This is a genomic window from Bradyrhizobium sp. dw_78, assembly GCF_018449525.1.
Lineage (GTDB): Bacteria > Pseudomonadota > Alphaproteobacteria > Rhizobiales > Xanthobacteraceae > Bradyrhizobium.
The window spans coordinates 268,657-293,927 of sequence record NZ_JAAVUS010000008.1 but is presented as its reverse complement, the minus strand read 5'-3'; the positions used below and the strand labels follow the sequence as shown (position 1 = coordinate 293,927).

The window sequence follows — 25,271 nt, the reverse complement described above, 5'->3', positions numbered from 1 at the left end:
CAGGGAAATCAGACCTTGAAATTCCGGGCAGTTCGCCCGCTCCGGCATCATTTGGGGTCTTCGTGGTATTTTTACAACGGGGAATGGAGCGCCTCAACTTTGCTTCCACGGCTTGAGGGCATGGATTTCCCAGCGGCCCCGACCGGACTGGCAGGCCGCGCCTTGCAGCCAGCTTTCCGAATTGCCGTTGACATAGCTTGCCAGGAAATCCCGGCAGGTGCGTCCCTCCGAAGAATAGGCCTCGGCCAGCGGCGTCACCGAGCCGCGCGCGCCGGTCTGGGGGTTTTCCCAGGGCTGGCTGGAATCCTTGTTGCCCCTGGTCAGCACGTCGGAGGCGGCGTTGCGGGCAAAGGCAAGGTCGCTCTCGGTCGGCATAGGCGTGGGCTTGGGCGTGGCCATGAGCGAGCCCGTCATCTCCGGGCCTTCCATTTTGGCGAACGCGTCGCCGGCGCGGGTCATGCTACAGCCGCTGGAGCCCACGCCGATTAGAATCAGTGTCATCACAGCCCCCGCCGGCCTGATCGTGGATAGGCCAACGCGCGGCCATGTCCTATATAGGACTCTCCTATACGGGACTTGCCTGTACCGGGGCGATAGCACGCTCTGGGTCGCGGGCGGATGCAACCGGAATCTCCTGGCATGACGGACACGACCTCTATCCAACACCCGACACCGTTAACATCCGGTGATTTCACCGCGGCCGAAGAGCCGTTCGCGCTGTTTGCCGAGTGGTTCGCCGAGGCCATGAAGACCGAGCCGAACGATCCCAACGCAATGGCGCTGGCGACCGTGGACGAAACGGGCCTGCCCGACCTGCGCATGGTGCTGATGAAGGGCTATGACGCCGCGGGTTTCGTGTTCTACAGCCATATTGCCAGCCAGAAGGGCCACGAACTCGCCGCAAATCCTAAAGCGGCGTTACTGTTCCACTGGAAGTCGCTGCGCCGGCAGGTGCGCATCCGCGGCAGCGTATCCGCGGTGACGGATGCCGAGGCCGACGCCTATTTCGCGACCAGGGCAAAACAGGCCCAGATCGGCGCCTGGGCCAGCAAGCAGTCGCAGCCGCTGGAAAGCCGTTTTGCGTTCGAACAGGCGATCGCCAAGGTCGCCGCTAAATATATCATCGGCGACGTGCCGCGGCCGCCGGGATGGAGCGGCTGGCGGATCGCGCCGCTGCGCTTCGAGTTCTGGCACGACCGCCCGTTCCGCCTGCATGACCGCATCGAATTCCGCCGCGAGGCGCCTGACGGCGGCTGGTCCAAGGTGAGGCTTTATCCCTGAAACGAGTCCGAAGACGTGGATGCCCGGCACAAGGCCGGGCATGACGAAGAACGAAAGAACCATCCATGTCCGCTTCCCACAATGCGCCGCGGCGCACGCTGCTTCTGACCGGAGCCAGCCGCGGCATCGGTCACGCCACCGGGATCCGCTTTTCCTCGGCCGGATGGCGCGTCATCACCTGCTCGCGGCATCCGTTTCCGGAGGTCTGCCCGTGGGGCGCCGGACCTGAGGATCACATCCAGGTCGATCTGGCCGACCACGAAGACACCACGCGCGCGATCTCGGAAATCCGCCAGAGGCTGGAGAACGGCGAGCTGCATGCGCTGGTCAACAACGCCGCGATCTCGCCGAAGGGCAAAGGCGGCGGGCGTCTTGGCGCGATCGATACCGACATCGAGACCTGGAGCCACGTGTTCCGGGTGAACTTCTTCGCCCCGATCATGATGGCGCGCGGATTGATGGATGAGTTGAAGGCCGCCAAGGGTTCCGTCGTCAACGTCACCTCGATCGCCGGTTCCCGCGTGCATCCGTTCGCCGGCGCGGCCTACGCGACCTCGAAGGCGGCGCTGGCCTCATTGACCCGCGAAATGGCTTCGGAATTCGGCCGCGTCGGCGTCCGCGTCAATTCGATCGCTCCGGGCGAGATCGACACCTCGATCCTGTCGCCGGGAACCGAGAAGATCGTCGAGGAGCAGATCCCGATGCACCGGCTGGGCACGCCGGACGAAGTCGCCAAGATCATCTATGTGCTGTGTACGGAGACCTCGTCCTACGTCAACGGCGCCGAGATCCACATCAACGGCGGCCAGCACGTTTAGAGCCTATCGGTTCTGATTGCATCAGAACCGGGCTCCAACGTTTTGTTTCGACGCGTTTTCCTCACGCCAACCGGAAGCCGCTTCGCTCGAAAGCGTGATAAGCCCGGTTATCCCCATGCGAACACAGTCGCGCGCGTCGCAGGGGATGCAACCCTTGCGATAGCGACCGATGCGCCGTCAATCGGCGCGGAACCTGCGCGCAGTTCCAGTGTCAACGGCACTGGAGCAATCGTCTTCATTCTCACCTTCCAACAGTGCCGCTCCACAATGCCGACAGATTCGCGCCGCAAACGCGCGCGCCTTGTCGTGGGAATTACGGCCCTGTTGATATCGCGAGAAGTCGACGATGTTGGGTTTAGTTATGACTTTCTCAACCATTGCAGTCCTCGCGGTGTGGAGCCGCGTTATCGCAGACAAATTTGGCTCAAAAGTTCAGCGTAACGCTCAAATTTTACGGGAGAAATTGCGGCAGATGAGGCAGGTTTCTTGTCCAATATCGCCACCTGGAACCCGGTTCCGCGGTTGCGCCGACAGCGTGGCCTAAAGCCACTTCTTCCACTTGAAGATGAAGTAGGGCAGCACCGCCGCCAGCACCATCATGAGCAGCGCCATCGGATAGCCGTGGGTCCATTCCAGTTCCGGCATGATCTTGAAATTCATGCCGTAGATCGAAGCGATCAGCGTCGGCGGCATCAACACCACCGCCATCACCGAAAACAGCTTGATGATGTTATTCTGCTCGAGATTGACCACGCCGAGCATCGCGTCCAGCACGAAGGTGATCTTGCTGGACAGGTAAGACGCGTGATCGGTCAGCGAGACCACGTCGCGCTGCATGGTCTTCAATTGCTCGCGCATGTCCTTGGACCATTTGACGCCATCGATCGCGGCGGTAACGAAGGTCACGACGCGGCCGACCGAGACCAGGCTCTCGCGCACCTTGGAGGTGAGGTCGCCCTTGCGGCCGATCGCGATCAGGATATCGGAATAGCGCTTGGCGTGTCCGGTGCGCGCGTCCCCTCCGGGCTCGAAAATCTCGTGGCTGATGGCGTCCATGTCGCCGCCGGTGCGCTCCAAGATGTCGGCGGTGCGGTCGATCACCGCGTCGAGCAATTCCATCAGCACCATCTCGCCGGTGACAGCATGCGGACAGGCGCGCGCCAGCTTGTTCTCCACCAGCAGGAACGGCTTCGGCGAATCGTAACGCACGGTCACCAGCCGGTGGCCGGCGAGAATGAAGGTCACGGCGGTGGTGCGCGGATTCTCGCTGTCCGACGAACACATCAGGGTCGCCGTCATGTAGCGGGCGCCGTTTTCGACATAGAGCCGGCTGGAAATCTCGATTTCCTGCATGTCTTCCCGGGTCGGCACCGCGATGCCGGCCAGCCGCTCCACGGCACGGTCCTCTTCCGCGGTCGGCTTGAGGAGATCGATCCAGACCGCGGCCTCGGGCAGCGCGGAGAGATCGACCGAAGCGGCTTTTTTGAGCGAGACCTCAGAGGGGGTGAACACCGAAAGCATGCAGAACTCCAGAACTGAACTTGAAGCCACCCAACTAGGATCGGCTCGATTCTGGCAAGCGTTTCCTGGGCGGCGCATGGACCGCCAATCCATATCTACGGCCACGGAGTGGCCCGGATGTGACACATCCTGGCACAGTGCCGTCAACTGCCCGAAAATACGCCAGGAATCGCAAAACATGCGGCAAAAAAGACACAGAAACTATCCGCATTGCAGGATGCACATCTCCGCTCTGGAATTATGGCTGATTCCGGCGATAATAACGGCAATGGAATCGTCGCGGTTACGGCGCAATTTGGGCGATTCGTACGCAAGATTTTCGATTGGATCTACACATGTCGTCGCTCAAGGTAACACTGGGGATTCTGGCCTCCGGACTGATGCTGTCAGGTTGCATGCAGGCCACAACCTATGAGGCGACCAATACCGCCGCATTCAAGCCGCATGACAAGGAATTGCTGGCCAAGATTCGCTATACGAACGTGCCGATTCCCGAGCCGTTCCGCCGCGCCATCGTCGACTATCATCGCAAGGAAGCGCCGGGCTCGATCCTGGTCGATTCCGACAATCATTATCTCTACTACGTCCTCGATAACGGCAAGGCGATCCGCTACGGCATCACCGTCGGTGAGGAAGCAATGGCCTGGTCCGGCGTGGCCAAGGTCGGCGCGATGGCCGAATGGCCGGCCTGGCATCCGACCCAGGGCGAGATCGAGCGGATGGGCGTTCCCTCTTTCGTGGCGCCGGGACCGGACAATCCGATGGGCTCGCGCGCGATGTATCTCTATGCGAACGGCAAGGACACGCTGTTCCGGATTCACGGCACCAACCAGCCCGAATATATCGGCGCGTCGATTTCCTCCGGCTGCATCCGGATGACCAACGAGGACGCGATCGACCTCTATAACCGGGTGAAAGTGGGCGCTGTTGTGGTGGTGCTCGAACCGCACCACGGTGACTCCCCTTTTAACTCGCAGCTCGCGCTGCAAGGCGGCGGCAGCTCGGTGCAATAACCCCAAATCGCTGCTTTGACTGAATCAAAAGCGCCGGTTTACCGGCGCTTTTTTGTGGGTGATTTGATCTGATCAGGCTTTGTCTGCTCAGGCTGGACCTGATCAGATTTGGCCGGATCGGCTTCGGCGGGGCCGGACGCGGCAATGTCCGGTCTGGCGCCATCCGACGTCGCGGCATCGGGCTTGGCGGTATCGGGCTTGATGGTATCGGGCTTGGCGGTGGCTGCGCGCGGCGGAGCATCGTCGGGCCGCGCCGCCGGCAGCAGCGGCGCGATCTGCGGCAACGGATCCCAGACATCCCACTCGCAGATCCTGTAGTCGTTGCGCCGCTCCATCAGATCGAGATGGACGTGGTCCTCGTGGTAGCCGTCCGAACCCGGTCCCAACACCGTCGTGAAGCGTGTACACACCGAATGCAGCACATTCTCGCGCAGTTCACGCGGCACGGTACGGTCAGCCAGCGCAATGGACCGGCCGTCGGCGAGCCCGAACGCGCGAACATCGAGCGCATTGGCGCGGCCATGCTCGGATAGCCGGGCGCCGTCAACACGGTTGCGGCCCCGGCATTCGAATGAATCGAGATTGTCGAGGCTGCTGATCGGACTGCCGAGGCTCGCGGCCTGCGGCGAGAGATCGCTGCGGACCCAGTCCGCGATCGCGGAAGCCATCGTGCAGCGCAGGATCGCCGCCGGCCTCACGGCCACCTGCCGCTGGTCCGGCAACACGACGGCTTCGAGACGCACCAGATCCTCGCCTCCACACGCGCCGGGGCCGTGGATATCGGGAATGCTGGGCGCGATGGCGACCATATCCGTCAGCGCCAGCCGGCAGGCCGAGGGCGCAGCCGGAGGCGTCGGCGGCGAGGCGGCTTCAGGGCCCGGTGCAGGCGCCTGTTTTCCAGCCGGGGGCGCTTCCGGCACGACTGGCGCTTCGGCCGGGCGCGGCTTCGGCAGCGGCACCGGCCGCACCAGCGCCGCCCGCCGCGGCCTGGAGCTCTGCGGCCTCTCCATCCCGAACAGGCCGCTCCAGGGCGGCAGCCCGGATTTCCGCGCCACGGCAGGCCGGGACGGCGCGCCGACCGTCAGCAACAGCGCGGCAACGGTAACCATTGCCATTTCGCCGCGGCCGAAGCGATGACAAGGCCATTTGCGGACCGCTTTCTCCGCGCTAAGGTTCATGACAATTCCGTGGTGAGCCGCGGCAACCGATAACAAATCAGGAGGGAAGGTCCGTATGCGTGGGTTGATGCAAGATTGGCCGTTGCTGTGTCACCGCATTATCGAGCACGCCGCGACCTATCATGGAACGCAGGAGGTCGTGACTCGTTCAGTCGAAGGCCCCATCCATCGCACCAATTACGCCGAAATTCACGCGCGCGCCCTGAAGGTCTCGCAGAGCCTCGAGCGCGACGGCATCAGGCCCGGCGACCGCGTCGCCACCATCGCGTGGAATACCTGGCGTCATCTCGAAGCCTGGTACGGCATCATGGGCATCGGCGCGATCTGCCATACCGTCAATCCGCGGCTGTTTCCCGAACAGATCGCCTGGATCATCAACCATGCGGAGGATCGCGTGGTAATGACCGATCTCACCTTCGTGCCGATCCTGGAAAAGATCGCCGGCAAGCTGCCGAGCGTGGAACGCTATGTCGTGCTTACCGACAACGCGCATATGCCGCAGACCACGCTGAAAAACGCCATCGCCTATGAGGACTGGATCGGCAAGTCGGACGGAGACTTCGCCTGGAAGACCTTCGACGAAAACACCGCCGCGGCGATGTGCTATACGTCGGGCACCACCGGCGATCCCAAGGGCGTGCTGTATTCGCATCGCTCCAACGTGATGCATGCGCTGATGGCCAATAACCGGGATTCGCTCGGCACCTCCGCCAGCGACACCATGCTGCCGGTGGTGCCGCTGTTTCACGCCAACAGCTGGGGCATCGCCTTCTCGGCACCTTCGATGGGCACCAAGCTGGTGATGCCAGGACCGAAACTCGACGGCGCCTCGGTCTATGAACTGATGGATACCGAGAAGGTGACGTATACCGCGGGCGTGCCGACCGTCTGGCTGATGCTGCTCAATTACATGGCCGCCCATGACCTGAAGCTGCCTCATCTCAAGATGGTCGTTTGCGGCGGCTCGGCGATGCCGCGTTCGATGATCAAGGCGTTCCTCGACATGGGCGTGCAGGCACGCCATGCCTGGGGCATGACCGAGATGAGCCCGATCGGCACGCTGGCCACGCTCAAGCCCCCCTTCGCCGATCTCTCAGGCGACGAAAAACTCGATATCCTGCAAACCCAGGGCTATCCGCCATTCGGCGTGCAGATGAAGATCACCGACGATGCCGGCAAGGCGCTGCCGTGGGACGGCAAGACCTTCGGCCGGCTGAAAGTCAGCGGGCCCTCGGTGTCGAAGGCCTATTTCCGGGTCGACACCGACATCCTCGACGACGAAGGCTATTTCGACACCGGCGACGTCGCCACCATCGACCCGCATGGCTACATGCGGATCACCGACCGCTCAAAGGACGTGATCAAGTCGGGCGGCGAATGGATTTCCTCGATCGACCTGGAAAATCTCGCGGTCGGGCATCCCGCGGTGGCGGAAGCCGCCGTGATCGGCGTCCATCATCCCAAATGGGACGAGCGGCCGCTCCTGATCGTCCAGTTGAAGGAGGGGCAGAAAGCGACGCGCGAGGACATCCTGAAATTCATGGATGGCAAGATCGCCAAATGGTGGATGCCCGACGATATCGCCTTCGTCGATGGCATTCCGCATACCGCGACCGGCAAGATCCTGAAGACGGCGCTGCGCGACCAGTTCAAGAACTACAGCTTTCCGAACGCCGCGGCGTGATGGAACGGGGCGGCAGTGGCGAATAGCAAATAGCGAGTAGGGAAACGAAAGGGCAAGCTCCGGCGTTCATCCTTTTTCCGCTATTCGCCACTCGCTATTCAGCCTCCCGCCCCTTGAATTCGCCGTGGGTCCGTGGTCTCAAGCGAACTCATTTTGCACCCGGCGCATATTTCGCCGGGCAAGGTTCCAACCCCGGCAGAACTGACGCGATGGCCCGCAGGTTTTTCGCTCCCTATCAGAAGGAGCCCGTGTCCGGCCTCGCCTCCTCGGCGCGCAATCTCGCGGTATTTTCGGCGGTCGCGGTGCTGGTCTCGGTCCTCATCGTCCGCTTCGGCTTCCTCGAAGTGAAGCCGGCGCTGGCGACGTTTTTTGGCGCGCTGGCCTGCGCCGGTCTTTCCATCCTGGTCGGCTTCGCCGCCTTTGCCGCGATCTGGCAGAACGGTTCGCGCGGTATGGGCCGCATCCTGCTGGCGTTCCTGATCGACGCCATGGTGCTCGCCTACCCGGCCTATCTTCTGTACCAATATCGCAGGCTGCCGCCGATCCACGACATCACCACCGATCCGATCGATCCGCCAAGCTTCGACGCTCTGGCGCGTTTGCGTACCGGCGACGGCACCAATCCCGCCGTCTATGCCGGGCTTTATTCCGCCGAACAGCAGCAGAAAGCCTATCCCGATATCGAGCCGGTGGATCTCGAGGCCTCGGCGCAGCGCGCCTACGAGGTCACGCTGCAACTGGTGAAGCGGCGCAAATGGCTGATTATCGACGAACGGCCTCCACAGCCGCCGCGCATGATCGGGCATATCGAGGCGGTGGCGCGAACCCCGATCATGGGATTCCGTGAGGATGTCGCGATCCGCGTCACGCCCGACGGCGAGGATTCCCGGGTCGATATCCGCTCCTCGTCGCGTTATTTCGAAAGCGATCTCGGCAGCAACGCCGCGAGGATCAGCAAGCTGATCGACGACCTCAACACCGCGGTCGATGCCGATAATCTCAGGCCCGCCAGGAAGCCGCCGGCGGTGCCGGTCAAGCCTCCGGCCAAGACGGGGAAGAAGTGACGGTTGTCATTCCGGGGCGCGCATCAGCGCGAACCCGGAATCTCGTGCCACAATTCTCCAGATTCCAGGCTCGATGCTCCGCATCGCCCCGGAATGACAACTAGGGGCTCGCCAGCCGATAGACTCCACCAATCACCGGATCGCCGTCGGTCGCCACCACACCGCGCGCGACCAGGTCTTCCAGATGCGCCAGCACGGAATAGCCCGCGGCTCCGGTCAGGCGAGGGTCGATGCCGATATAGATCGCGCGCACCATGGTCGGAATATCGGCCTCGCCCTTCGCCAGCCGATGCAGGATCGAGGCTTCGCGCGCGCGCCGGTGCCGGGTCAGGAAGCGCACATAGCGCGGCCCTTCCGGAATTTCCGGACCGTGGCCCGAGAAATACAAATCCTCTTCACGCTGCGCCAGCCGGTCCAGCGAGGCCATGTAATCGATCATCGATCCGTCCGGCGGCGCCACGATCGTCGTCGACCAGCCCATCACGTGATCGCCGACGAAATTGATCTTCCGTTCCGGCCACGCGAACGCCAGATGGTTGGCGGTGTGGCCCGGCGTCTCCACCGCCTGCAACGCCCAGCCATCGCCTTCGATGGTCTCGCCGCCGCGCACCCTGATGTCGGGACTGAACTCACGGTCGACGCCGGATTCCGGATTGTGCTTCTCGCTCTCGTAACGCGGCCGCGACGCCCGGTGCGGGCCCTCGGCATAGACGGTGGCGCCGGTCGCAGCCTTGATCCGCGCCGTGTTCGGCGAATGGTCGCGATGGGTGTGGGTGACCAGGATATGCGTCACGGTCTCGCCGCGCACCGCGTCCAGCAGCGCTCTGGCGTGCGCCTCATCGTCGGGTCCGGGATCGATGATCGCGACCTTGCCCTTGCCGACGATGTAGCTCAGCGTGCCGGTGAAGGTGAAGGGGCTCGGATTGTTGCAGAGAATCCGCCGCACGCCGGGGCGGACCTCGTCGACCACACCGGGCTTCAGGGGAAAGTCGCGGTTGAACGGAACATCGTCGTTATCGGCCATGAGCGATCTTGACTCCACGTCATTCCGGGATGGCCTGAAAGGCCAGACCCGGAATCTTAGAAAGAGCGAATGATACGGCTCGGGATTCCGGGTCCGCGATTCAGGTCGGCTGCTGCCGACCTGAAAAATAACATCGTCGAACTCGGGTAAACCCGAGTTCGATGCGCGCCCCGGAATGACGATGCGATCCTCACGAAAACGCCTGGATGCCCGTGATGGCGCGGCCGAGGATCAGGGCGTGAACGTCGTGGGCGCCCTCATAGGTGTTCACGGTTTCCAGATTCGCGGCGTGGCGCATGACATGGTATTCGATCTGGATGCCGTTGCCGCCATGCATGTCGCGGGCCATGCGCGCGATGTCGAGCGCCTTGCCACAATTGTTGCGCTTGACGATCGAGATCATCTCCGGCGCCATCTTGCCTTCGTCCATCAGCCGGCCGACGCGCAGGCTTGCCTGCAGGCCGAGCGCGATCTCGGTCTCCATGTCCGCAAGCTTTTTCTGCACCAGCTGGGTCGCCGCCAGGGGCCGGCCGAACTGCTTGCGGTCGAGCGTGTATTGCCGCGCGCGGTGCATGCAGTCTTCCGCGGCTCCCAGCGCGCCCCAGGAAATGCCGTAGCGGGCGCGGTTGAGGCAGCCGAACGGCCCCTTCAGGCCGGACACATTGGGCAACAGCGCGCTTTCCGGCACTTCGACGCCGTCCATCACGATCTCGCCGGTCACCGAGGCGCGCAGCGAAAGCTTGCCCTCGATCTTGGGCGCCGAAAGGCCCTTCATGCCCTTTTCGAGGATGAAGCCGCGAATCTGGTTGTCATGCGCGGCCGACTTCGCCCAGACCACGAACACGTCGGCGATCGGCGCGTTGGAAATCCACATCTTGGAACCGCTCAGCCGGTAGCCGTCGGAGATCTTCTCGGCACGGGTCTTCATGCCGCCGGGATCGGAGCCGGCGTCCGGCTCGGTCAGGCCGAAACAGCCGACCCATTCTCCGGTGGCAAGCTTCGGCAGATATTTCTTGCGCTGGTCCTCGTCGCCATAGGCGTAGATCGGGTGCATGACCAGCGACGACTGCACCGAATTCATCGAACGATAGCCGGAATCGACGCGCTCGATCTCGCGCGCGACCAGGCCATAAGCGACATAGCTGGCGCTGGCGCAGCCATATTCTTCCGGCAAGGTGATACCGATCAGGCCGAGCTCGCCCATTTCGTTAAAAATTTCGCGGTCGGTCTTTTCTTCGAGATAGGCCTTGGTGACGCGCGGCAGCAGCTTGTCCTGCGCATAGGCGCGGGCGGTGTCCCGGATCATGCGCTCGTCTTCGGTGAGCTGCTCGTCGAGCAGGAACGGATCGTCCCACTGGAAAGTCGCCGCTGCCGGCTTGTCCTTGGTCTGAGGGCGCACGCTCATGACAATTCCTTTCGCATCATCCTCACGGAGCTGGTTTCTAAATTAAAGCGCCATCGGCAGAAGCGCAATTGGCTTGGACAGATACTTCATCGATGCCATTCCGGGACACGCAAGAACGCCTGTCCCGGAACGCGCTAGCCGTCGAGACGTTCATTGGCGACGATTTCGATGCCGAATCCGGACAATCCCTTGTAGTCATGCACCGACGAGGTCAGATTGACGATCGAGGTGACACCGAGATCGCGCAGGATCTGCGCGCCGACGCCGACCTCGCGCCATTGCCGGTTGCGATCGGCTTCGGCCGATTGCGATTGACCGACCGGCTCGACGGGAACACCGGCGGCGCCGTCGCGCAGATACACCAGCACGCCGCGGCCGGCCTTCTTGAAATGCTGCAGAATAACCTGCATGCGCGCCTGGCCGGTGAAGAGATCCTTGACCATGTTCGGCTTGTGCAGCCGGGTCAGGACATTCCTGCCGTCACCGATGCCGTTATAGACAAAAGCGGCATGCGCGATCTCGTCGAACGGCGAGCGATAGGCGTAGCCTTGCAGCGGGCCGATCGGGCTCTCCGTCGTAAAGGTCGCGACCCGCTCGATCAGCTTCTCGCGCGCCTGGCGATAGGCGATCATGTCGGCGATGGTGACATGCTTGAGCTTGTGGGCAGCGGCGAACCGCGCCACCTGCTCGCCCTTCATCACGGTGCCGTCATCGTTCATCAATTCGCTGATGACGCCGACCGGCGGCAGGCCGCTGAGCTTGCAGAGGTCGACCGCGGCCTCGGTATGGCCGGAGCGCAGCAGCACGCCGCCGTCGCGGGCGATCAGCGGAAAGATATGTCCGGGACGGGCGAAGTCGTTGGCCCCCGCATTGGGGTTGGCTAGCGCGCGGCAGCAGGATGCGCGCTCCTCCGCCGAAATCCCGGTGCCGCCGTCAGGCTTGTAATCGATCGAGACGGTGAAGGCGGTGGTGTGGTTGGATTCATTGTGCGCGACCATCGGATCGAGCCGCAGCCGCCGCGCATCGTCGGTGGTGATCGGGGCGCAGACGATGCCCGAGGTATGTCGGATGATGAACGCCATCTTATCGGCGCTGCACAGCGACGCGGCGACGATCAAATCGCCCTCGCCTTCGCGATCGTCGTCGTCGGTCACGACGACGATCTCGCCGCGGGCAAAGGCGTTCAGAACTTCCTGGATCGGATCGGCCATTGAATATCTCGCGTGATCGGAAGGCATGATCTCCGGGCAAACACGTCGCGCCTGCCCCGAGGGAAAACCGCCTCCCACTTTTCCGGACCATGCTCTAGCCGGACTTGCCAGCCCGCACCAGCATGTTTACGCAAGGCAGCATGGCCAGGATGACGCGACAAGCCTCAAAGACTTGTCTAAGATCGCCGCCAACAAAAACAAGGGAGACGCCATTCATGGCCTCGGCACCATTCGACTTCGCGCCCCTGCTTCCGGCAGGACTGCCTGCCCCCGCAGCCAAATGGACGGGACTGGCCAAATACAGCTTCGTCGGCGGCAACAACGATCCCGATCAGGTCCCGGTTGACGGCCTGGTCGACGCGGTCAACGCCGTGCTCAAGCGCGAGGGCCAGGCGCTCGCCACCTACGGGCTCGCCAGCGGCCCACAGGGCTACCGGCCGCTGCGCGACTTCATCGCGGCCAAATTGAAGCGCGACGCCGGTATCCGTTGCACGGCCGACGACATCCTGATCGTCTCCGGCTCGCTACAGGCGCTCGATCTCGTTAACCAGTCGCTGCTGGCGCGCGGCGACACCGTCATCATCGAGCAGGAGACCTATCAGGGCTCGCTGAACCGGCTGACACGGCTCGGCGTCAACGTGATCGGTATCCCGCTGGACCAGGACGGCATGCGGATGGATGCGCTGGCTGCGGCGCTGGCCGACCTCAAGCGCCGCGGCATCACGCCGAAATACATCTACACCATCCCGACCGTGCAGAACCCGACCGGCACCATCCTGCCCGAGGCACGCCGCGCCGAGCTTCTCGAACTGTCACAAGCCTACGGCGTGCCGGTGTTCGAGGACGATTGCTACGCCGACCTGATCTGGGACGGCAAGCGGCCGCCGGCAATCCATGCGATGAGCCAGATCAGCAACGTGATCCATATCGGCTCGTTCTCGAAGTCGATCGCGCCGGCGCTGCGGGTCGGTTACATCGTCGCGCCCTGGGAAATGCTGTCGCGGATGCTGGCGCTGAAAACCGATGCCGGCTCCGGCGCGCTGGAGCAGATGGTGCTGGCGGAATATTGCGCGCCGCATTTTGCGACCCATGTGCCGAAACTGACGCGCGGGTTGCGCGCCAAGCTCGATACGCTGATGGAAGCGCTCAACGAGCAATTCGGCACCGCGGCCGAATTCGAAGACCCCAAGGGCGGCATCTTCCTGTGGGTAAAACTGCCCGACCATGTCGATACGCTGAAGCTCTACCAGGCCGCGCTCGCTGCCGGCGTCGCGATCAATCCGGGGCCGGAATGGTCCACCGACAAGACCTATGCCGGCAGCCGGTTGCGGCTCTGTTTTGCCAGCCCCACTCACGAACAGATCCGCGAAGGCGTCGCGGTGCTGGCCGAGGTGTGCCGCCGCGAATTCGGCGTGCCGACGCGAAGCGCCAATGTGGAGAAGAGCGCCTGACTCCGGCGCGGCTTTAACGGCGACGTGACTTTACTTCGACGTGACTTGCCGTCGGCTGCAATGACATATAGGCGTCGCGGACTGCCACGAAAATCCTCCCTTCATTGCTGATGTCAATGGGGCCGGAAGAGCCCGAACCGGAGATAATCCATGACTTCCTTACGAACCGTTGTTGCCGCGCTTTGCCTGCTGGCGTCGAGCGCCGCCTTCGCCAAAGATCCCCTGCCCCGCGCAAAGCCCGAAGACGTCGGCATGTCCTCGGAGCGGCTGGCGCGGATCGGCACGACGCTAAAGGCCGATATCGAGGCCGGGCGTATTCCCGGCGCGGTCATCGCCGTCGCCCGGCACGGCAAGCTGGTGATGCTCGACGCCTATGGCTGGCGCGACAAGGCCGCCAATGTCCCGATGACCACCGACACCATCTTCAACATCGCCTCGATGACCAAGCCGATGACGACGGTGGGCGCCCTGATGCTCTACGAGCGGGGCAAGATCCTGATCGACGATCCCCTGAGCCAGTATTTTCCGAAATTCGCCAATATGCGCGTCGCCACCCGCGACGCGAGCGGCGAACCGACCACCGACACCGTGCCGGCCAATCGCCCGATCACGATCCAGGATTTGCTGCGCCACACCTCCGGCCTGATTTATGGCGGTCGCGGCGCCACACCGGTACACAGGATGTATCCAGCCAGCAGCGCCGAGGCTTCGCGCAATTACGACGGCCCAGCCTTCCTCGATAAATTGTCATCGGCGACGCTGCTCTATCAACCGGCGACGGTGTGGGACTATGGCTTCGGTCTCGACATCACCGGCCTTATCATCGAGAAGATCAGCAACCAGACGCTGGGCCAATATCTGCAGGCCAATCTGTTCGCGCCGCTCGGCATGACCGATACCGGGTTCTCGATTTCCGCGGACAAGGCGGCGCGCTACGCCAGGCCGTTGCCGGTCGATCCCGACACCGGCAAGCCGCAGGTACGCAGCCCTGAACTGACGCAGCCGCTCAAATTCGAATGCGGCGGCGGCTGCGCGGCCACGACCGCGACGGATTATCTGCGCTTTGCCCAGATGCTGATGAATCATGGTCGTTCCGGCAAAGCGCAACTGCTGGGCCGCAAGACCGTCGACTACATGCTGTCCGACCAGCTCGGCCCGAACATCAAGAATCTCATCGGCAATACCGATCCCACCCGCGCCGATTACGGCTTCGGTCTCGGGCTTGCCGTGCGTAACACGCCCGGCGTGGTGCGGATGATGGGATCGGTCGGACAATTCTCCTGGCCCGGCGTCAGCGGCACCGACTGGTGGGTCGATCCGAAGGAAGAACTCGCGGTGGTCTATCTCTCCGCAGTGCCGGGGCCTGCGCGCTGGCACTACCGTCAGCTGATCAATGCGCTGGTGTATCAGTCGATCATCGAGTGATGCATCACAGCGGGAATGAACGAGCACTCTCGAGCGCGGCGACCGCCAGAGCTTCGGTTCTGATTGAATCAGAACCGAAGCTCTGGATTGTAGTTTTGACGCGTTTTCTTCACGCGAACCGGTTTCCACTTCGATCGAAAACGCTTTAGCTGAACAACCATTCAGAATTCTCTCCGGATTCTGCGGGAACGTAGCGTCCGATATGACGTTAGCTCCCCGTTCAACGGAGGAGAACAGCATGAAGAAGTTTGCTTACATGATTGCCGCACTGGCTGCGATCGCCGTCGCTGCGCCCTCGATTGCAAGCGCCGAGACGCTCGTCGTCAAGCACGGCCACGGATGGCATCCCCATCACCACGACAAGGTGCTGGTCGTCAAACATCGCCATCACGACTAAGAATAGACGCCGGGCGGATACCGCGGCCGGCGCAAATAACACGAATAAAATGGCCCCTTGCGGGGCCATTTTTCTTGCATCAATCCCACGCCGGCGCAAAGCCGGGATTCACAAAACGCTGATCCTTCGGCAGCGCCGCGATCGCCTTCCGATCCTCATCGTCGAGCTTGACGTTGAGCGCGCCGAGATTGGCCTGCTGGCTTTCCGCGCGCGAGGCCTTGGGGATCGCGGCGACGCCGTCCTGGTCGAGCAACCATTTCAGCGCCACTTGCGCCGCGCTGGCATCGTGCTTGCGGCCGATCGCGGCCAGCGTTTCGTTGCTCGCGGCGCGGCCCTGCGCCAGCGGACAATAGGCCACCAGCGGGATCGATTTCGCCGCAAGATAGCTGGCGACCTTGGTCTGATCGAGCAGCACGTGATATTCGATCTGGTTGCAGGCGATCGGCGCCTTGATCTCCTCGACCACGGTCTTGAGCAGCGCCACGTTGAAATTGGCGACGCCAATGGCGCGGGTGCGGCCCTCCTGCTTCAGCTTCATCAGCGCCTCGAACACCGTCGGCAGGTTCATGTTTTTCGACGGCCAATGCACCAGATAGAGATCGACGTGATCGAGCTTCAGCTTGTTGAGGCTGGTGTCGAATGCCTTGCGGATCGCATCTGGCGCCAGGTTTTCATGCCAGACTTTGGTGGTGACGTGCAGATCCTTGCGCGCGATGCCCGATGCGGCGATCGCCGGACCGATGGCCTCCTCATTGCCGTACATCTCGGCGGTGTCGATGTGCCGATAACCGAGGCCGAGCGCACTCTCCACGGCCGCGCGGCAGACATCGCCCTGCATGCGAAACGTGCCGAGCCCGAGCCGCGGCATCTCGATGCCCTGCGTGTGCAGATAATCCATGATCGCTCCTGAAGACTGAGAACTCCCGGACCAAAAGCCGGCAGCGCGCGCGAACGGCGCTTTATTGAGGGAATGAAAGACCGGCCGCTTGATAGCCTGCCCCGCGCCTCAAGTCCAAATCAAGACAGCGTTGGCCGGTCATTCGCGCCTGATCGCTTCATTGGCGCTGCCAGTTGCAGATGCCGCCCGACTTGCACGGCCAGACCTGGATGCGGGTATCGAACGCCTCGGCATCGAGCGGATTGCCGCGATGCCGGCGCGCCAGCCTGATTCGAACCGCGCCCCGCTTGCCGGGCTGCGATCTCGCGGAGCGCATAGGTGCCGTTCCGGTTTTGGCAACGGCGATCTGGGCAGCGGGCTTCGCAGGTGCCTGCGCGGCGGGCGGGCCGGAATTGGCTTCGACGCGCACCGGCGCGAATTGGGTCCGGGGTCCGAGCGGCGTGGGCGAGAGCAGCGCCGTGGAAAGATCGAGGCCGAAATATTCGCCGGGCCGATACGGGTCCGCGATCGCCGGGCCGATCCCTGCCAACAACGCCGCGCCAGCCAAAATATTCAAAACATTTTTCGGGCCCATGCGAGGCCTCCTGAAACGCAATCATCCAACAGGCCCTATCTATGCGGCAGCCGGCGCGATTCCAGCCGATCCCACCCATAAGGTTACCGCGCATTTTAGCGAAGGCCTTAACCGCCGGTGGCGAAGCCCGGATAGAGCGTCATGCCGCCGTCGACGAACAGCGTGGTGCCGACGACATAGTCGGAATGATCCGAGGCCAGCCAGACCGCCGCGCGCGCGATGTCTTCGGGCTCGCCGATCCGCCCGTAAGGAATCAGCGTCATCAGCGCGGCATAGGCTTCCTTGGTTTGCCAGGCCGAAGTGTTGATCGGCGTCCGGATCGCGCCAGGCGCGATGGCGTTGACGCGGATGCGTTGCGGCGCGAGTTCCTGCGCCATGCTCTCCATCAAGAGCTTAATGCCGCCCTTGGACGCGGCGTAGTTGACATGCCCGCCCCACGGAATCTGCTGATGCACCGAGCTCATGCAGATGATCTTGCCGGCGGCGCTCGATACCGAGGGCACTACGCCGCGGCGCAGGAATTCGCGTACCGCCTCGCGGGCGCACAGGAACTGTCCGGTCAGATTGACGCTCAGCACCTTGTTCCATTGCGCCAGCGTCATGTCAGGAAAAGCCGAGTCCTGCTGCAGGCCGGCATTGCTGACGAGGATGTCGATAGTGCCGAAATCCTGCATCATCTTCGTGAACATCGCCGCGACCTCTTCTTCCGAGGAGACGTCGGCCTGATGCGCATAGGCCTTGGCGCCGGACTTCCTGATGTCCTCGACCACGGCGTCCGCGGCAGCAGCGTTACCGACGTAATTGACCACGACATCGGCGCCGGCCTGCCCCAGTGCGGTCGCCACCGCCTTGCCGATCCCGGAGCTGGCGCCGGTCACCAGCGCCTTCTGGCCGCTGAGTAGTTTTGGGAGCGTGACCGGCGGCGCGGCCGATTCAATTGCCGAAATGGTCGTTGCAGTCATCGGAAACCTCCGGTTTCAAGGGACGCCGCCGGAAGCTGGCACCGGCTTCGGCGAGGCTGGGAAGAAAGAAGCCTGTCGAGAATACAGAAAGGCCGGGCTTTGGGCCCGGCCTTTCCAACCGGCATCGATCAAGACAAGTTCACCCGATCATCCCTCCTTGGTGAAGGGAACCGCAACGAACCTGGTCGCATCCGCTGTTTTCACCCGCATCAGGACGCTGTGCTTGCCGCTTTCCTTGGCTGCGTTCAGCGCCGCCCGCACGTCGGCGGCGTTGGAAACGATATTGCCGCCGACATTGAGGATGACGTCGCCGGTCCGGAAGCCATGCTCCGCCGCGGGGCCTGCCGGATCGACCGACGTCACCACGACGCCCTTGTCGCCGGAACCCGCGACCTCACCGGCGGGCGCAAGTTGCAAGCCGAGATGCGGCGTGCCGGCCAGATCCGCCGCATGATCGCCGCCGGCATTGGCCTGATGGTCATCCGGCATTTCGCCGAGCGCCACCGACACCGTCCTGGCGGTACCCTTGTGCAGGATGTCGAGCTTCACCGAAGCGCCGGGCGCCATCGTGCTGATGTTGCGGGCAAGGTCGCGCGCGTCCTTGACGTCCGCGCCGTTGACCGCGGTGATGACGTCGCCGGCTTCGATGCCGGCCTTGGCCGCCGGACTGCCGTCCTGCGGATTATCGACCATCGCCCCCCTCGCCTGCTTCATGCCGAGGCTGTCGGCGATGTCGGCCGTGACCGGCTGCACCTGGACGCCGAGCCAGCCGCGGGTGACATAGCCCTTGTCCTTGAGTTCGGCGACGACGAGCTTCGCGGTCGCGGCAGGAATGTCGAAGCCGATCCCGACCGAGCCGCCCGACGGCGAGAAGATCGCGGTGTTGACGCCGATGACGTTGCCGCTGGTGTCGAACGCCGGACCGCCGGAATTGCCCTTGTTGATCGGCGCATCGATCTGGACGTAGTCGTCATACGGTCCGGCCCCGATGTCGCGTCCGCGCGCCGAGACAATGCCGGCCGTCACCGTGCCGCCGAGACCGAAGGGATTACCGACCGCGACCACCCAGTCGCCGACCCGCGGCTGCGCGTCCGAGAATTTGACGTAAGTGAAGTCCTTCTTGCCTTCGACCTTGATCAGCGCCAGATCGGTCTTCTTGTCGGTGCCGATGACCTTGGCGGTGTAGATCGTGCCGTCATCCGTGGTCACCTGAACCGACTGGGCGTGATCGACCACGTGGTTGTTGGTCACGGCATAGCCGTCCGGCGAAATGAAGAAGCCCGAGCCTTCGCCGGTGATGACCTGGTGACGCTGCGGCATGCCGTCGGGAGCGCGGAAGCCGAATTGCCTTGAAAACTGGTCCAACGGATTATCGGACTGGTCCGAATTCATCCCTTCGTTCTGGACCATTGCGCCATGTTCGGCATCGCCGTCGATCTTGACGCGCACTGAGATGACCGCGGGTTTGACCTTGGCGACAAGGTCGGCGAAGCCCGCCGTGTTCTGCGCGGGTTCGGCCGCCTGCGCCGGCGACGTCAGCGCCGCAATGCCGAACGGCAGATAACCGCCGGGACCGGTGGCGAGAACCGCCATGCTGAGGCCTGCGACGGACGCCAGCAGCGCCAGCCGGCGCGGCTTCAATATCTTTCGTGGTGTCGAATGGGAGGTATTCGATTGATCGTTCATCTTGGCAGCTCCAATGTTGGACGGGACAGATCGTTGGCAGGACAAATCCTGGCTCCCAACATGGCGAGGCCACATTACGTGGTCCTGTTCGGACGATTAATCTTTCGCAAGAACTATGCGGCGAACCACCGCACGCTTTGGTCTCAGGCATCGCGCCCGATCGCCCGCGCCAATCGCGCCCCGCTGAATTGAAGCCGGCACTATTCAATTCAATAATGCGCAGGCGTCGGCTATCCTCGCGGTCGACAATTCATATCAGGAGCCATGGTGTTCAGCAGATTTTCCCGGCGGCATTTTGCAAAGATGGCCGGCCTTTCCACGCTCGGGATCGCGGCAGCCACCGCGAGGACGGCGAGCAAGCCAAAACCCGTCACCGACCGGCACGCCCCCGCCCGTTTTCCCGATGACTTTCTCTGGGGCACGGCCACTTCCGCCTATCAGATCGAAGGCGCCGTCAACGAAGACGGCCGCGGGCCGTCGATCTGGGATCGTTTCAGCCACACGCCGGGCAAGATCGCCGATCACAGCACCGCGGACCGCGCCAACGACCATTACCACCGCTACAAGGAAGATGTTGGGCTCATCAGGGATCTCGGCGCGAAAGCCTATCGATTCTCGATCGCCTGGCCACGGGTGTTTCCGGAAGGAACCGGCGCACCGAACCCCAGGGGGCTCGATTTCTACGACCGGCTGCTGGACGAGCTTCTCGCCAACGGCATCGAGCCGTTCGCGACGCTCTATCACTGGGACCTGCCGCAATCGCTGCAGGACCGTTTTGGCGGATGGCAATCCGCCGACACCGCGAAAGCCTTCGCGGATTACGCGGGCCATGTCGCCGGGCGCTTGAGCGATCGCATCAGGAACTTCTTCACCATCAACGAAACCGGACGCTTCGTCTATTTCGGCTACGGCTCCGGCATCGACGCGCCCGGCCTGCAATTGCCCCAGGGGGCGCTGAATCAGGTGCATCACAACGTCGCGCTGGCGCACGGTCTTGCGGTGCAGACGATCCGCGCCAAGGGGCGAGCAGGCACCCGGGTCGGCCCCGCCGAAAACATCGCGGCCTGCCTGCCGGCGATCGATACGCCCGACAACATCCGCGCCGCCGAAATCGCGACCCGCGAATTGAACGCCGGATTTTTGAACGTGATCCTGGAAGGAAAATACACCGAGGCGTTTCTCGCCTATGCCGGCAAGGACGCGCCGAAATACACCGCCGAGGAATTGAAGATCATCGGCTCCCCGATCGATTTCCTCGGCCTGAACATTTATGCGCCGCAATCTTACGTGGTGGCGTCAGACCGCGCGCCGGGTTTCGAGGTGCTGCCGATCCCCGCCTCGTTTCCCCATATGAGTTCCGAATGGCTCCGGATCGGCCCGGAGGCGGCTTACTGGGTGCCGCGGCTCGCCGCCAAGGTCTGGAACGTCGATACGATCTACATCAGCGAGAACGGCACGTCGTCGATCGATCAATTGACCCCCGACGGCAAGGTGTACGATCTCGACCGCATCATGTACCTGCGCAACTACCTTGCGCAGCTGCAGCGCGCCACCGCCGAGGGCGTGCCGGTGCGCGGCTATTTCCTGTGGAGCCTGATGGATAATTTCGAATGGATCTTCGGTTTCGAAAAGCGCTTCGGGCTGTATCACGTCGATTTCGACACGCAGGTCCGGACCGCGAAGCTCAGCGCCTCATTCTATCGTGATGTCGTGGCCCGGAACGCGATCGGCGCCTGAGCGAGAGCCTTATCGAACCGGAACCTTGGCGCGGGCCTGGCTCGAAACCGCTACAGCGGGCGAAAATTCTCGATCATCCGCAGCAGCACGCGCGCGCCGGCATCGGCGTCGGCCGCATCGACATGCTCGTCGGGATGATGGCTGATGCCGCCGCGGCAGCGCACGAAGATCATGGCGACGTCGGCGATGTCGATCATCGCCATGCCGTCATGCCCGGCGCCGCTCGGTAATTCGTACACACGATAGCCCCCGGCGGCGATGGCTTCCGACACCTGCGCCTTCAGCCACGGCGCACAGGGCACCGTGCGGTTTTCGTGCGTCACGTCGATCTGCAACGCCAATTGCCGCTCTCTTGCGATCGCCTCGATGCGCCGGACGATATCGGCGACCGCGAGCTTGCGATGCGGATCGGTCGGCGCGCGGATATCGATGGTGAAGGAGACTTGCCCCGGAATCACATTGGTGGCGCCGGGCATGGCGTGGATGTAGCCGACGGTCCCGACCAATCCGTCAGGATCGGTCCGGCAGAATTCCTCGATCGCGGTGATGCACGCCGCCGCTCCCGTCAGCGCGTCGCGGCGCAACGCCATCGGCACCGTTCCGGCATGGCCAGCCATGCCGGTCAGCCGAACCGCAAGCCGCGTCGCGCCGGCGATCGCCGTCACCGCGCCGACCGCGAGATGTTCGGCTTCCAGCACCGGCCCCTGCTCGATGTGAAGCTCGACATAGGCAAGCAGCTCGCGGCGGACGCGCGCCGCGGCGCCGATGTGCTGCGGATCGAGACCGAATTTCACCAGCGCGTCGCGCATCGATAGGCCGTTGCGGTCTTTTGCGCCGAGCACGCTTTCGTCGAAAGTCCCGGCTACCGCGCGGCTGCCGAGCAGGGTCGAGGCAAAGCGAACGCCTTCCTCATCGGCAAAACCGACGACTTCGACAGCGAAAGGCAGACGACGTCCCCGCCGGTGCAGATCGGCGACGCAGCAGATCGCGGTGATCAGTCCGAGCGGGCCGTCCCATTTTCCGGCGTCGCGCACCGTGTCGAAATGCGATCCCAGCATCAGGCAAGGCAAGCCGGGACGATCGCCTTCATAGCGGCCGCAGACATTTCCGATGGCATCGAGATGGGCGCTCATCCCGGCCTCGCGCATCCAGGCCAGCAGAAGGTCGGCGGCCGCGCGATGTTCGGGCGTCAGGAAAATCCGCGCCAGATGCTCCGGCGTCTCGGAAATTTCCGCCAGCCGGTCGATGCGCGCGACGATCCCGTCGCCGAGCGAAGATGTTCCAGACCCGGCCATTCCCACGCCCATTGCGCCCAACGCTTCCAGTAACGATGCAGGCTAGAGCATGATCCGGAAAAGTGGAAATGCCGGTCTGGATAATGCAAGCTGGACGCCAGCGCGGCCGACCGAAGCATGCATGGCGCCCGCTCCTTCTGGTCTTGGCGATTCACGTCCCCAAGGATCGTCCACTCACCCCTCAAAAGGTAAATCTTGCTTAACTCTATTGCATACAATAGTTATATAATGCCTATTTTATGGACAAAAAACCGTCTGCACAAATTTAGAACAGCGCCATTTTTCTGGAATATATAAATTATATCATCCTCTTATTTGATTTTGAATAAGATCTAGGCGTTGGCATGAAGATTGCGATTCTGGTTCCGGCTTCGCCGAACCGGACGAAGCCGCGACATAAGCGGCGGACCGTCCGCCAGAGGAGCAACCTATGGATTTCGGCAGAATTTCACGACGGCATCTCTTGCAAGGAAGCGCCGCGCTGACGCTTGGTTCGGCTTTGGGCGTCCGGTCGGCAGCGGCGGCTGACATGACCATCGGCTTTATCTATGTCGGATCGCGCGACGACTACGGCTACAACCAGGCTCACGCGCAGGGCGCTGCGGTGCTCAAGAAATTGCCGGGCATCAAGGTGGTCGAGGAAGAAAAGGTACCCGAGACTGACGCCGTCGAAAAAACGATGGAGTCGATGATCAATCTCGACGGCGCGACGCTGCTGTTCCCGACCTCTTTCGGCTATTACAATCCGCACATGGTCAAGGTGGCGGCCAAATATCCCAAGCTGCATTTCGAGCACTGCGGCGGGTTGTGGAGCGACAAGGACCCGAAGAACGCCGGCAGCTATTTCGGCTATATCGACGAAGCGCAATATATCTCGGGCATCGTGGCCGGCTACTCGACCAAGTCCGGCAAGCTCGGCTTTGTCGCGGCCAAGCCGATCCCGCAGGTGCTGCGCAACATCAACGCCTTCACGCTCGGCGCCAAGCTCGCCAATCCGAAAGCCACCACGCAGGTCATCTTTACCGGTGACTGGTCGATGCCGGTGAAGGAAGCCGAGGCAACCAACAGCCTGATCGACCAGGGCGTCGATGTCCTGACCTGTCACGTCGACGGACCGAAGACGATGGTCGAGAACGCCGCGCGCCGCGGCGCGATGGTTTGCGGCTATCACGTCGACCAGTCGCCGCTGGCGCCGAAGGCCTATCTGACCGGCGCCGAATGGAATTGGGAAGCGCTCTATCCGAAGTTCGTGAAGATGATCCAGGCCGGCGAATCAATTCCGAATTTCTATCGCGGCGGCCTGAAGGAAGAGATCGTCAAATGCTCGCCCTATGGCGAGGCGGTGTCGGCGGAGGCGCGCAAACATGCCGACGATATCAAGGCCCAGCTGATCGCCGGCACCTACACCATCTTCAAAGGCCCGATCATGGACAACAAGGGCAAGACCGTGATCGCCGCCGGCACCGAGCGCGGCCAGAAGGATCCCGAACTGGAAAAGATGGACTATCTGGTTGAAGGCGTGATCGGAGCGACTTCATGACGACCGACGTGGCGGAGCCGGTTGAGGCGGTCGCAATAGCGCCGGCCGCCGATCCCGGATTCCTCCAACGCTACGGCGGCACGATCGAATACATCCTCATTCCGGGCGCGGCGCTGGTCGGCGCGCTCGGAGTCTTTGGCATCTTCGTCGCCATGTTCGGCAAAAATCCGCTCGATCTTTATTTCTACATGTACCAGGGCGCGTTCGGGACCTGGTTCTCCTGGCAAAACACCCTGACCCGCGCCGCGCCCCTGATCCTGACAGCGCTGTGTACGGCGCTGCCCGCGCAGCTCGGCATGGTCATCATCGGCGGCGAAGGCGCGCTCTTGATCGGGGCGCTTTCCGCCACCAGCGCCGCATTGATGCTGCAATGGGCGTCCCCGCTCGCCGTACAACTGGCGATGGCCTGCGCCGGCATGGCGGGCGGCGGTCTCTGGATCATGCTGTCGGGCGGGCTTCGGCAATATCGCGGTGTCAACGAGACGATCTCAAGCCTGCTGCTCGTCTACATCGCGCTGGCGATCCTCAATCACCTGGTCGAGGGTCCGATGCGCGATCCCGCCAGCCTCAACAAACCTTCGACCCGCGAAATCGGCGCCGCCAACATGATCGGCTCGATCCCCGGCACCGACATCCATTGGGGACTGGTGTTCGGAATCATCGCCGCCATCGCATCCTACATTCTGATCTACCATACCGTGTTCGGCTTTGCGGCCCGCGTCGCCGGCGGCAATATCCGCGCGGCCAAGATCGTCGGCCTTGGCGTCGGCAAGCTGATCCTGACGATCTGCTTCCTGGCCGGCGCGTCGGCCGGTCTCGCCGGAATGGTCGAGGTGGCGGCGGTTCAGGGCCGCACCAACGCCAATCTGGCCGCGGGATACGGCTTCACCGGCATCCTCGTCGCCTTCCTGGCGCGGCAAAACCCGCTGGCGGTCATTCCGGTCGCGATCCTGCTCGGCGGCATCAGCGCCAGCGGCGGCCTGTTGCAGCGCCGGCTCGACCTGCCCGACGCCTCCGTGCTGGTGCTGCAAGGCATCATCTTCCTCTTCGTTCTCGCCAGCGATGCGCTTTACGGGCGGATCGGCTTCCTGAAAGGGAAATCCTGAC

At 63.0% G+C, this 25,271-nt stretch carries 22 protein-coding genes; 11 read left to right on the top strand and 11 right to left on the bottom strand.

What is annotated here, in order from left to right; genetic code table 11:
* Positions 1–93 precede the first annotated feature (93 nt).
* Positions 94–501 (bottom strand): RT0821/Lpp0805 family surface protein, encoded by a 408-nt coding sequence (locus tag HB630_RS21270; protein WP_213774345.1) that lies wholly within the window; start codon positions 499–501, stop codon positions 94–96.
* 138 nt (positions 502–639) lie between these two features.
* Here HB630_RS21270 and pdxH point away from each other — a divergent pair, with 138 nt between their 5' ends.
* On the top strand, positions 640–1,281 hold the full coding sequence (gene pdxH, locus HB630_RS21265; RefSeq protein WP_213774343.1) for a pyridoxamine 5'-phosphate oxidase: 642 nt from the start codon (positions 640–642) through the stop codon (positions 1,279–1,281).
* Positions 1,282–1,346: 65 nt separating this feature from the next.
* Positions 1,347–2,099 (top strand): SDR family oxidoreductase, encoded by a 753-nt coding sequence (locus HB630_RS21260; protein WP_213774341.1) that lies wholly within the window; start codon positions 1,347–1,349, stop codon positions 2,097–2,099.
* Positions 2,100–2,639: 540 nt separating this feature from the next.
* Here the strand turns inward: HB630_RS21260 and HB630_RS21255 are convergent.
* Positions 2,640–3,620 carry a magnesium transporter CorA family protein gene (locus HB630_RS21255; protein ID WP_213774339.1) on the bottom strand — a complete coding sequence of 327 codons (981 nt, stop codon included), beginning with the start codon at positions 3,618–3,620 and terminating at the stop codon, positions 2,640–2,642.
* Between the two features lie 335 nt (positions 3,621–3,955).
* Here HB630_RS21255 and HB630_RS21250 point away from each other — a divergent pair, with 335 nt between their 5' ends.
* The gene (locus HB630_RS21250) at positions 3,956–4,633 is read left to right on the top strand and encodes a L,D-transpeptidase (RefSeq protein ID WP_213774337.1); all 678 of its coding nucleotides are present in this window, start codon (positions 3,956–3,958) and stop codon (positions 4,631–4,633) included.
* 38 nt (positions 4,634–4,671) lie between these two features.
* Here HB630_RS21250 and HB630_RS21245 read toward each other — a convergent pair whose 3' ends face one another.
* The gene (locus HB630_RS21245) at positions 4,672–5,742 is read right to left on the bottom strand and encodes an extensin family protein (RefSeq protein WP_249780953.1); all 1,071 of its coding nucleotides are present in this window, start codon (positions 5,740–5,742) and stop codon (positions 4,672–4,674) included.
* A gap of 124 nt (positions 5,743–5,866) precedes the next feature.
* Between HB630_RS21245 and HB630_RS21240 the strand changes: the two genes are divergently transcribed.
* Together HB630_RS21240 and HB630_RS21235 are read left to right on the top strand one after the other, a co-directional pair.
* Positions 5,867–7,495 carry a fatty-acid--CoA ligase gene (locus tag HB630_RS21240; RefSeq protein WP_213774336.1) on the top strand — a complete coding sequence of 543 codons (1,629 nt, stop codon included), beginning with the start codon at positions 5,867–5,869 and terminating at the stop codon, positions 7,493–7,495.
* A 209-nt stretch (positions 7,496–7,704) separates the two neighbouring features.
* On the top strand, positions 7,705–8,559 hold the full coding sequence (locus tag HB630_RS21235) for a DUF1499 domain-containing protein (RefSeq protein ID WP_213774334.1): 855 nt from the start codon (positions 7,705–7,707) through the stop codon (positions 8,557–8,559).
* Between the two features lie 100 nt (positions 8,560–8,659).
* On the opposite strand, the gene HB630_RS21230 is transcribed toward HB630_RS21235, so the two are convergent.
* The 3 genes from HB630_RS21230 to ribB form a co-directional block, all read right to left on the bottom strand.
* On the bottom strand, positions 8,660–9,583 hold the full coding sequence (locus HB630_RS21230; RefSeq protein WP_213774333.1) for an MBL fold metallo-hydrolase: 924 nt from the start codon (positions 9,581–9,583) through the stop codon (positions 8,660–8,662).
* 190 nt (positions 9,584–9,773) lie between these two features.
* Positions 9,774–10,988, bottom strand: coding sequence for an acyl-CoA dehydrogenase (locus HB630_RS21225; protein ID WP_213774331.1), 1,215 nt, complete (start codon positions 10,986–10,988; stop codon positions 9,774–9,776).
* A 134-nt stretch (positions 10,989–11,122) separates the two neighbouring features.
* A complete protein-coding gene (gene ribB, locus HB630_RS21220) occupies positions 11,123–12,199 on the bottom strand; it encodes a 3,4-dihydroxy-2-butanone-4-phosphate synthase (RefSeq protein WP_213774329.1) in 1,077 nt (358 codons plus the stop codon).
* Between the two features lie 215 nt (positions 12,200–12,414).
* Between ribB and HB630_RS21215 the strand changes: the two genes are divergently transcribed.
* The 3 genes from HB630_RS21215 (at position 12,415) to HB630_RS21205 (ending at position 15,472) form a co-directional block, all read left to right on the top strand.
* On the top strand, positions 12,415–13,650 hold the full coding sequence (locus HB630_RS21215; protein WP_213774328.1) for a PLP-dependent aminotransferase family protein: 1,236 nt from the start codon (positions 12,415–12,417) through the stop codon (positions 13,648–13,650).
* Between the two features lie 150 nt (positions 13,651–13,800).
* Positions 13,801–15,075, top strand: a complete 1,275-nt coding sequence (locus HB630_RS21210; protein WP_213774326.1) for a serine hydrolase domain-containing protein — start codon at positions 13,801–13,803, stop codon at positions 15,073–15,075.
* 238 nt (positions 15,076–15,313) lie between these two features.
* Positions 15,314–15,472, top strand: a complete 159-nt coding sequence (locus tag HB630_RS21205) for a hypothetical protein (protein WP_213774324.1) — start codon at positions 15,314–15,316, stop codon at positions 15,470–15,472.
* 79 nt (positions 15,473–15,551) lie between these two features.
* On the opposite strand, the gene HB630_RS21200 is transcribed toward HB630_RS21205, so the two are convergent.
* From HB630_RS21200 to HB630_RS21185, 4 genes are all read right to left on the bottom strand, one after another.
* On the bottom strand, positions 15,552–16,370 hold the full coding sequence (locus tag HB630_RS21200) for an aldo/keto reductase (protein ID WP_213774322.1): 819 nt from the start codon (positions 16,368–16,370) through the stop codon (positions 15,552–15,554).
* A 157-nt stretch (positions 16,371–16,527) separates the two neighbouring features.
* On the bottom strand, positions 16,528–16,944 hold the full coding sequence (locus tag HB630_RS21195; protein WP_213774320.1) for a hypothetical protein: 417 nt from the start codon (positions 16,942–16,944) through the stop codon (positions 16,528–16,530).
* A 107-nt stretch (positions 16,945–17,051) separates the two neighbouring features.
* Positions 17,052–17,906: an SDR family oxidoreductase gene (locus HB630_RS21190; RefSeq protein ID WP_213774317.1), complete on the bottom strand. Its 855-nt coding sequence runs from the start codon at positions 17,904–17,906 to the stop codon at positions 17,052–17,054.
* A gap of 147 nt (positions 17,907–18,053) precedes the next feature.
* On the bottom strand, positions 18,054–19,592 hold the full coding sequence (locus HB630_RS21185) for a Do family serine endopeptidase (protein WP_213774315.1): 1,539 nt from the start codon (positions 19,590–19,592) through the stop codon (positions 18,054–18,056).
* A gap of 267 nt (positions 19,593–19,859) precedes the next feature.
* Between HB630_RS21185 and HB630_RS21180 the strand changes: the two genes are divergently transcribed.
* The gene (locus HB630_RS21180) at positions 19,860–21,329 is read left to right on the top strand and encodes a GH1 family beta-glucosidase (RefSeq protein ID WP_213774314.1); all 1,470 of its coding nucleotides are present in this window, start codon (positions 19,860–19,862) and stop codon (positions 21,327–21,329) included.
* 50 nt (positions 21,330–21,379) lie between these two features.
* Here HB630_RS21180 and HB630_RS21175 read toward each other — a convergent pair whose 3' ends face one another.
* Positions 21,380–22,624 (bottom strand): allantoate amidohydrolase, encoded by a 1,245-nt coding sequence (locus HB630_RS21175; RefSeq protein ID WP_249780952.1) that lies wholly within the window; start codon positions 22,622–22,624, stop codon positions 21,380–21,382.
* A 430-nt stretch (positions 22,625–23,054) separates the two neighbouring features.
* Between HB630_RS21175 and HB630_RS21170 the strand changes: the two genes are divergently transcribed.
* The gene (locus HB630_RS21170; RefSeq protein WP_213774311.1) at positions 23,055–24,164 is read left to right on the top strand and encodes a BMP family ABC transporter substrate-binding protein; all 1,110 of its coding nucleotides are present in this window, start codon (positions 23,055–23,057) and stop codon (positions 24,162–24,164) included.
* Positions 24,161–25,270 carry an ABC transporter permease gene (locus HB630_RS21165; protein WP_213774310.1) on the top strand — a complete coding sequence of 370 codons (1,110 nt, stop codon included), beginning with the start codon at positions 24,161–24,163 and terminating at the stop codon, positions 25,268–25,270. The genes HB630_RS21170 and HB630_RS21165 overlap by 4 nt, the downstream gene beginning before the upstream one ends.
* Position 25,271 lies beyond the last annotated feature (1 nt).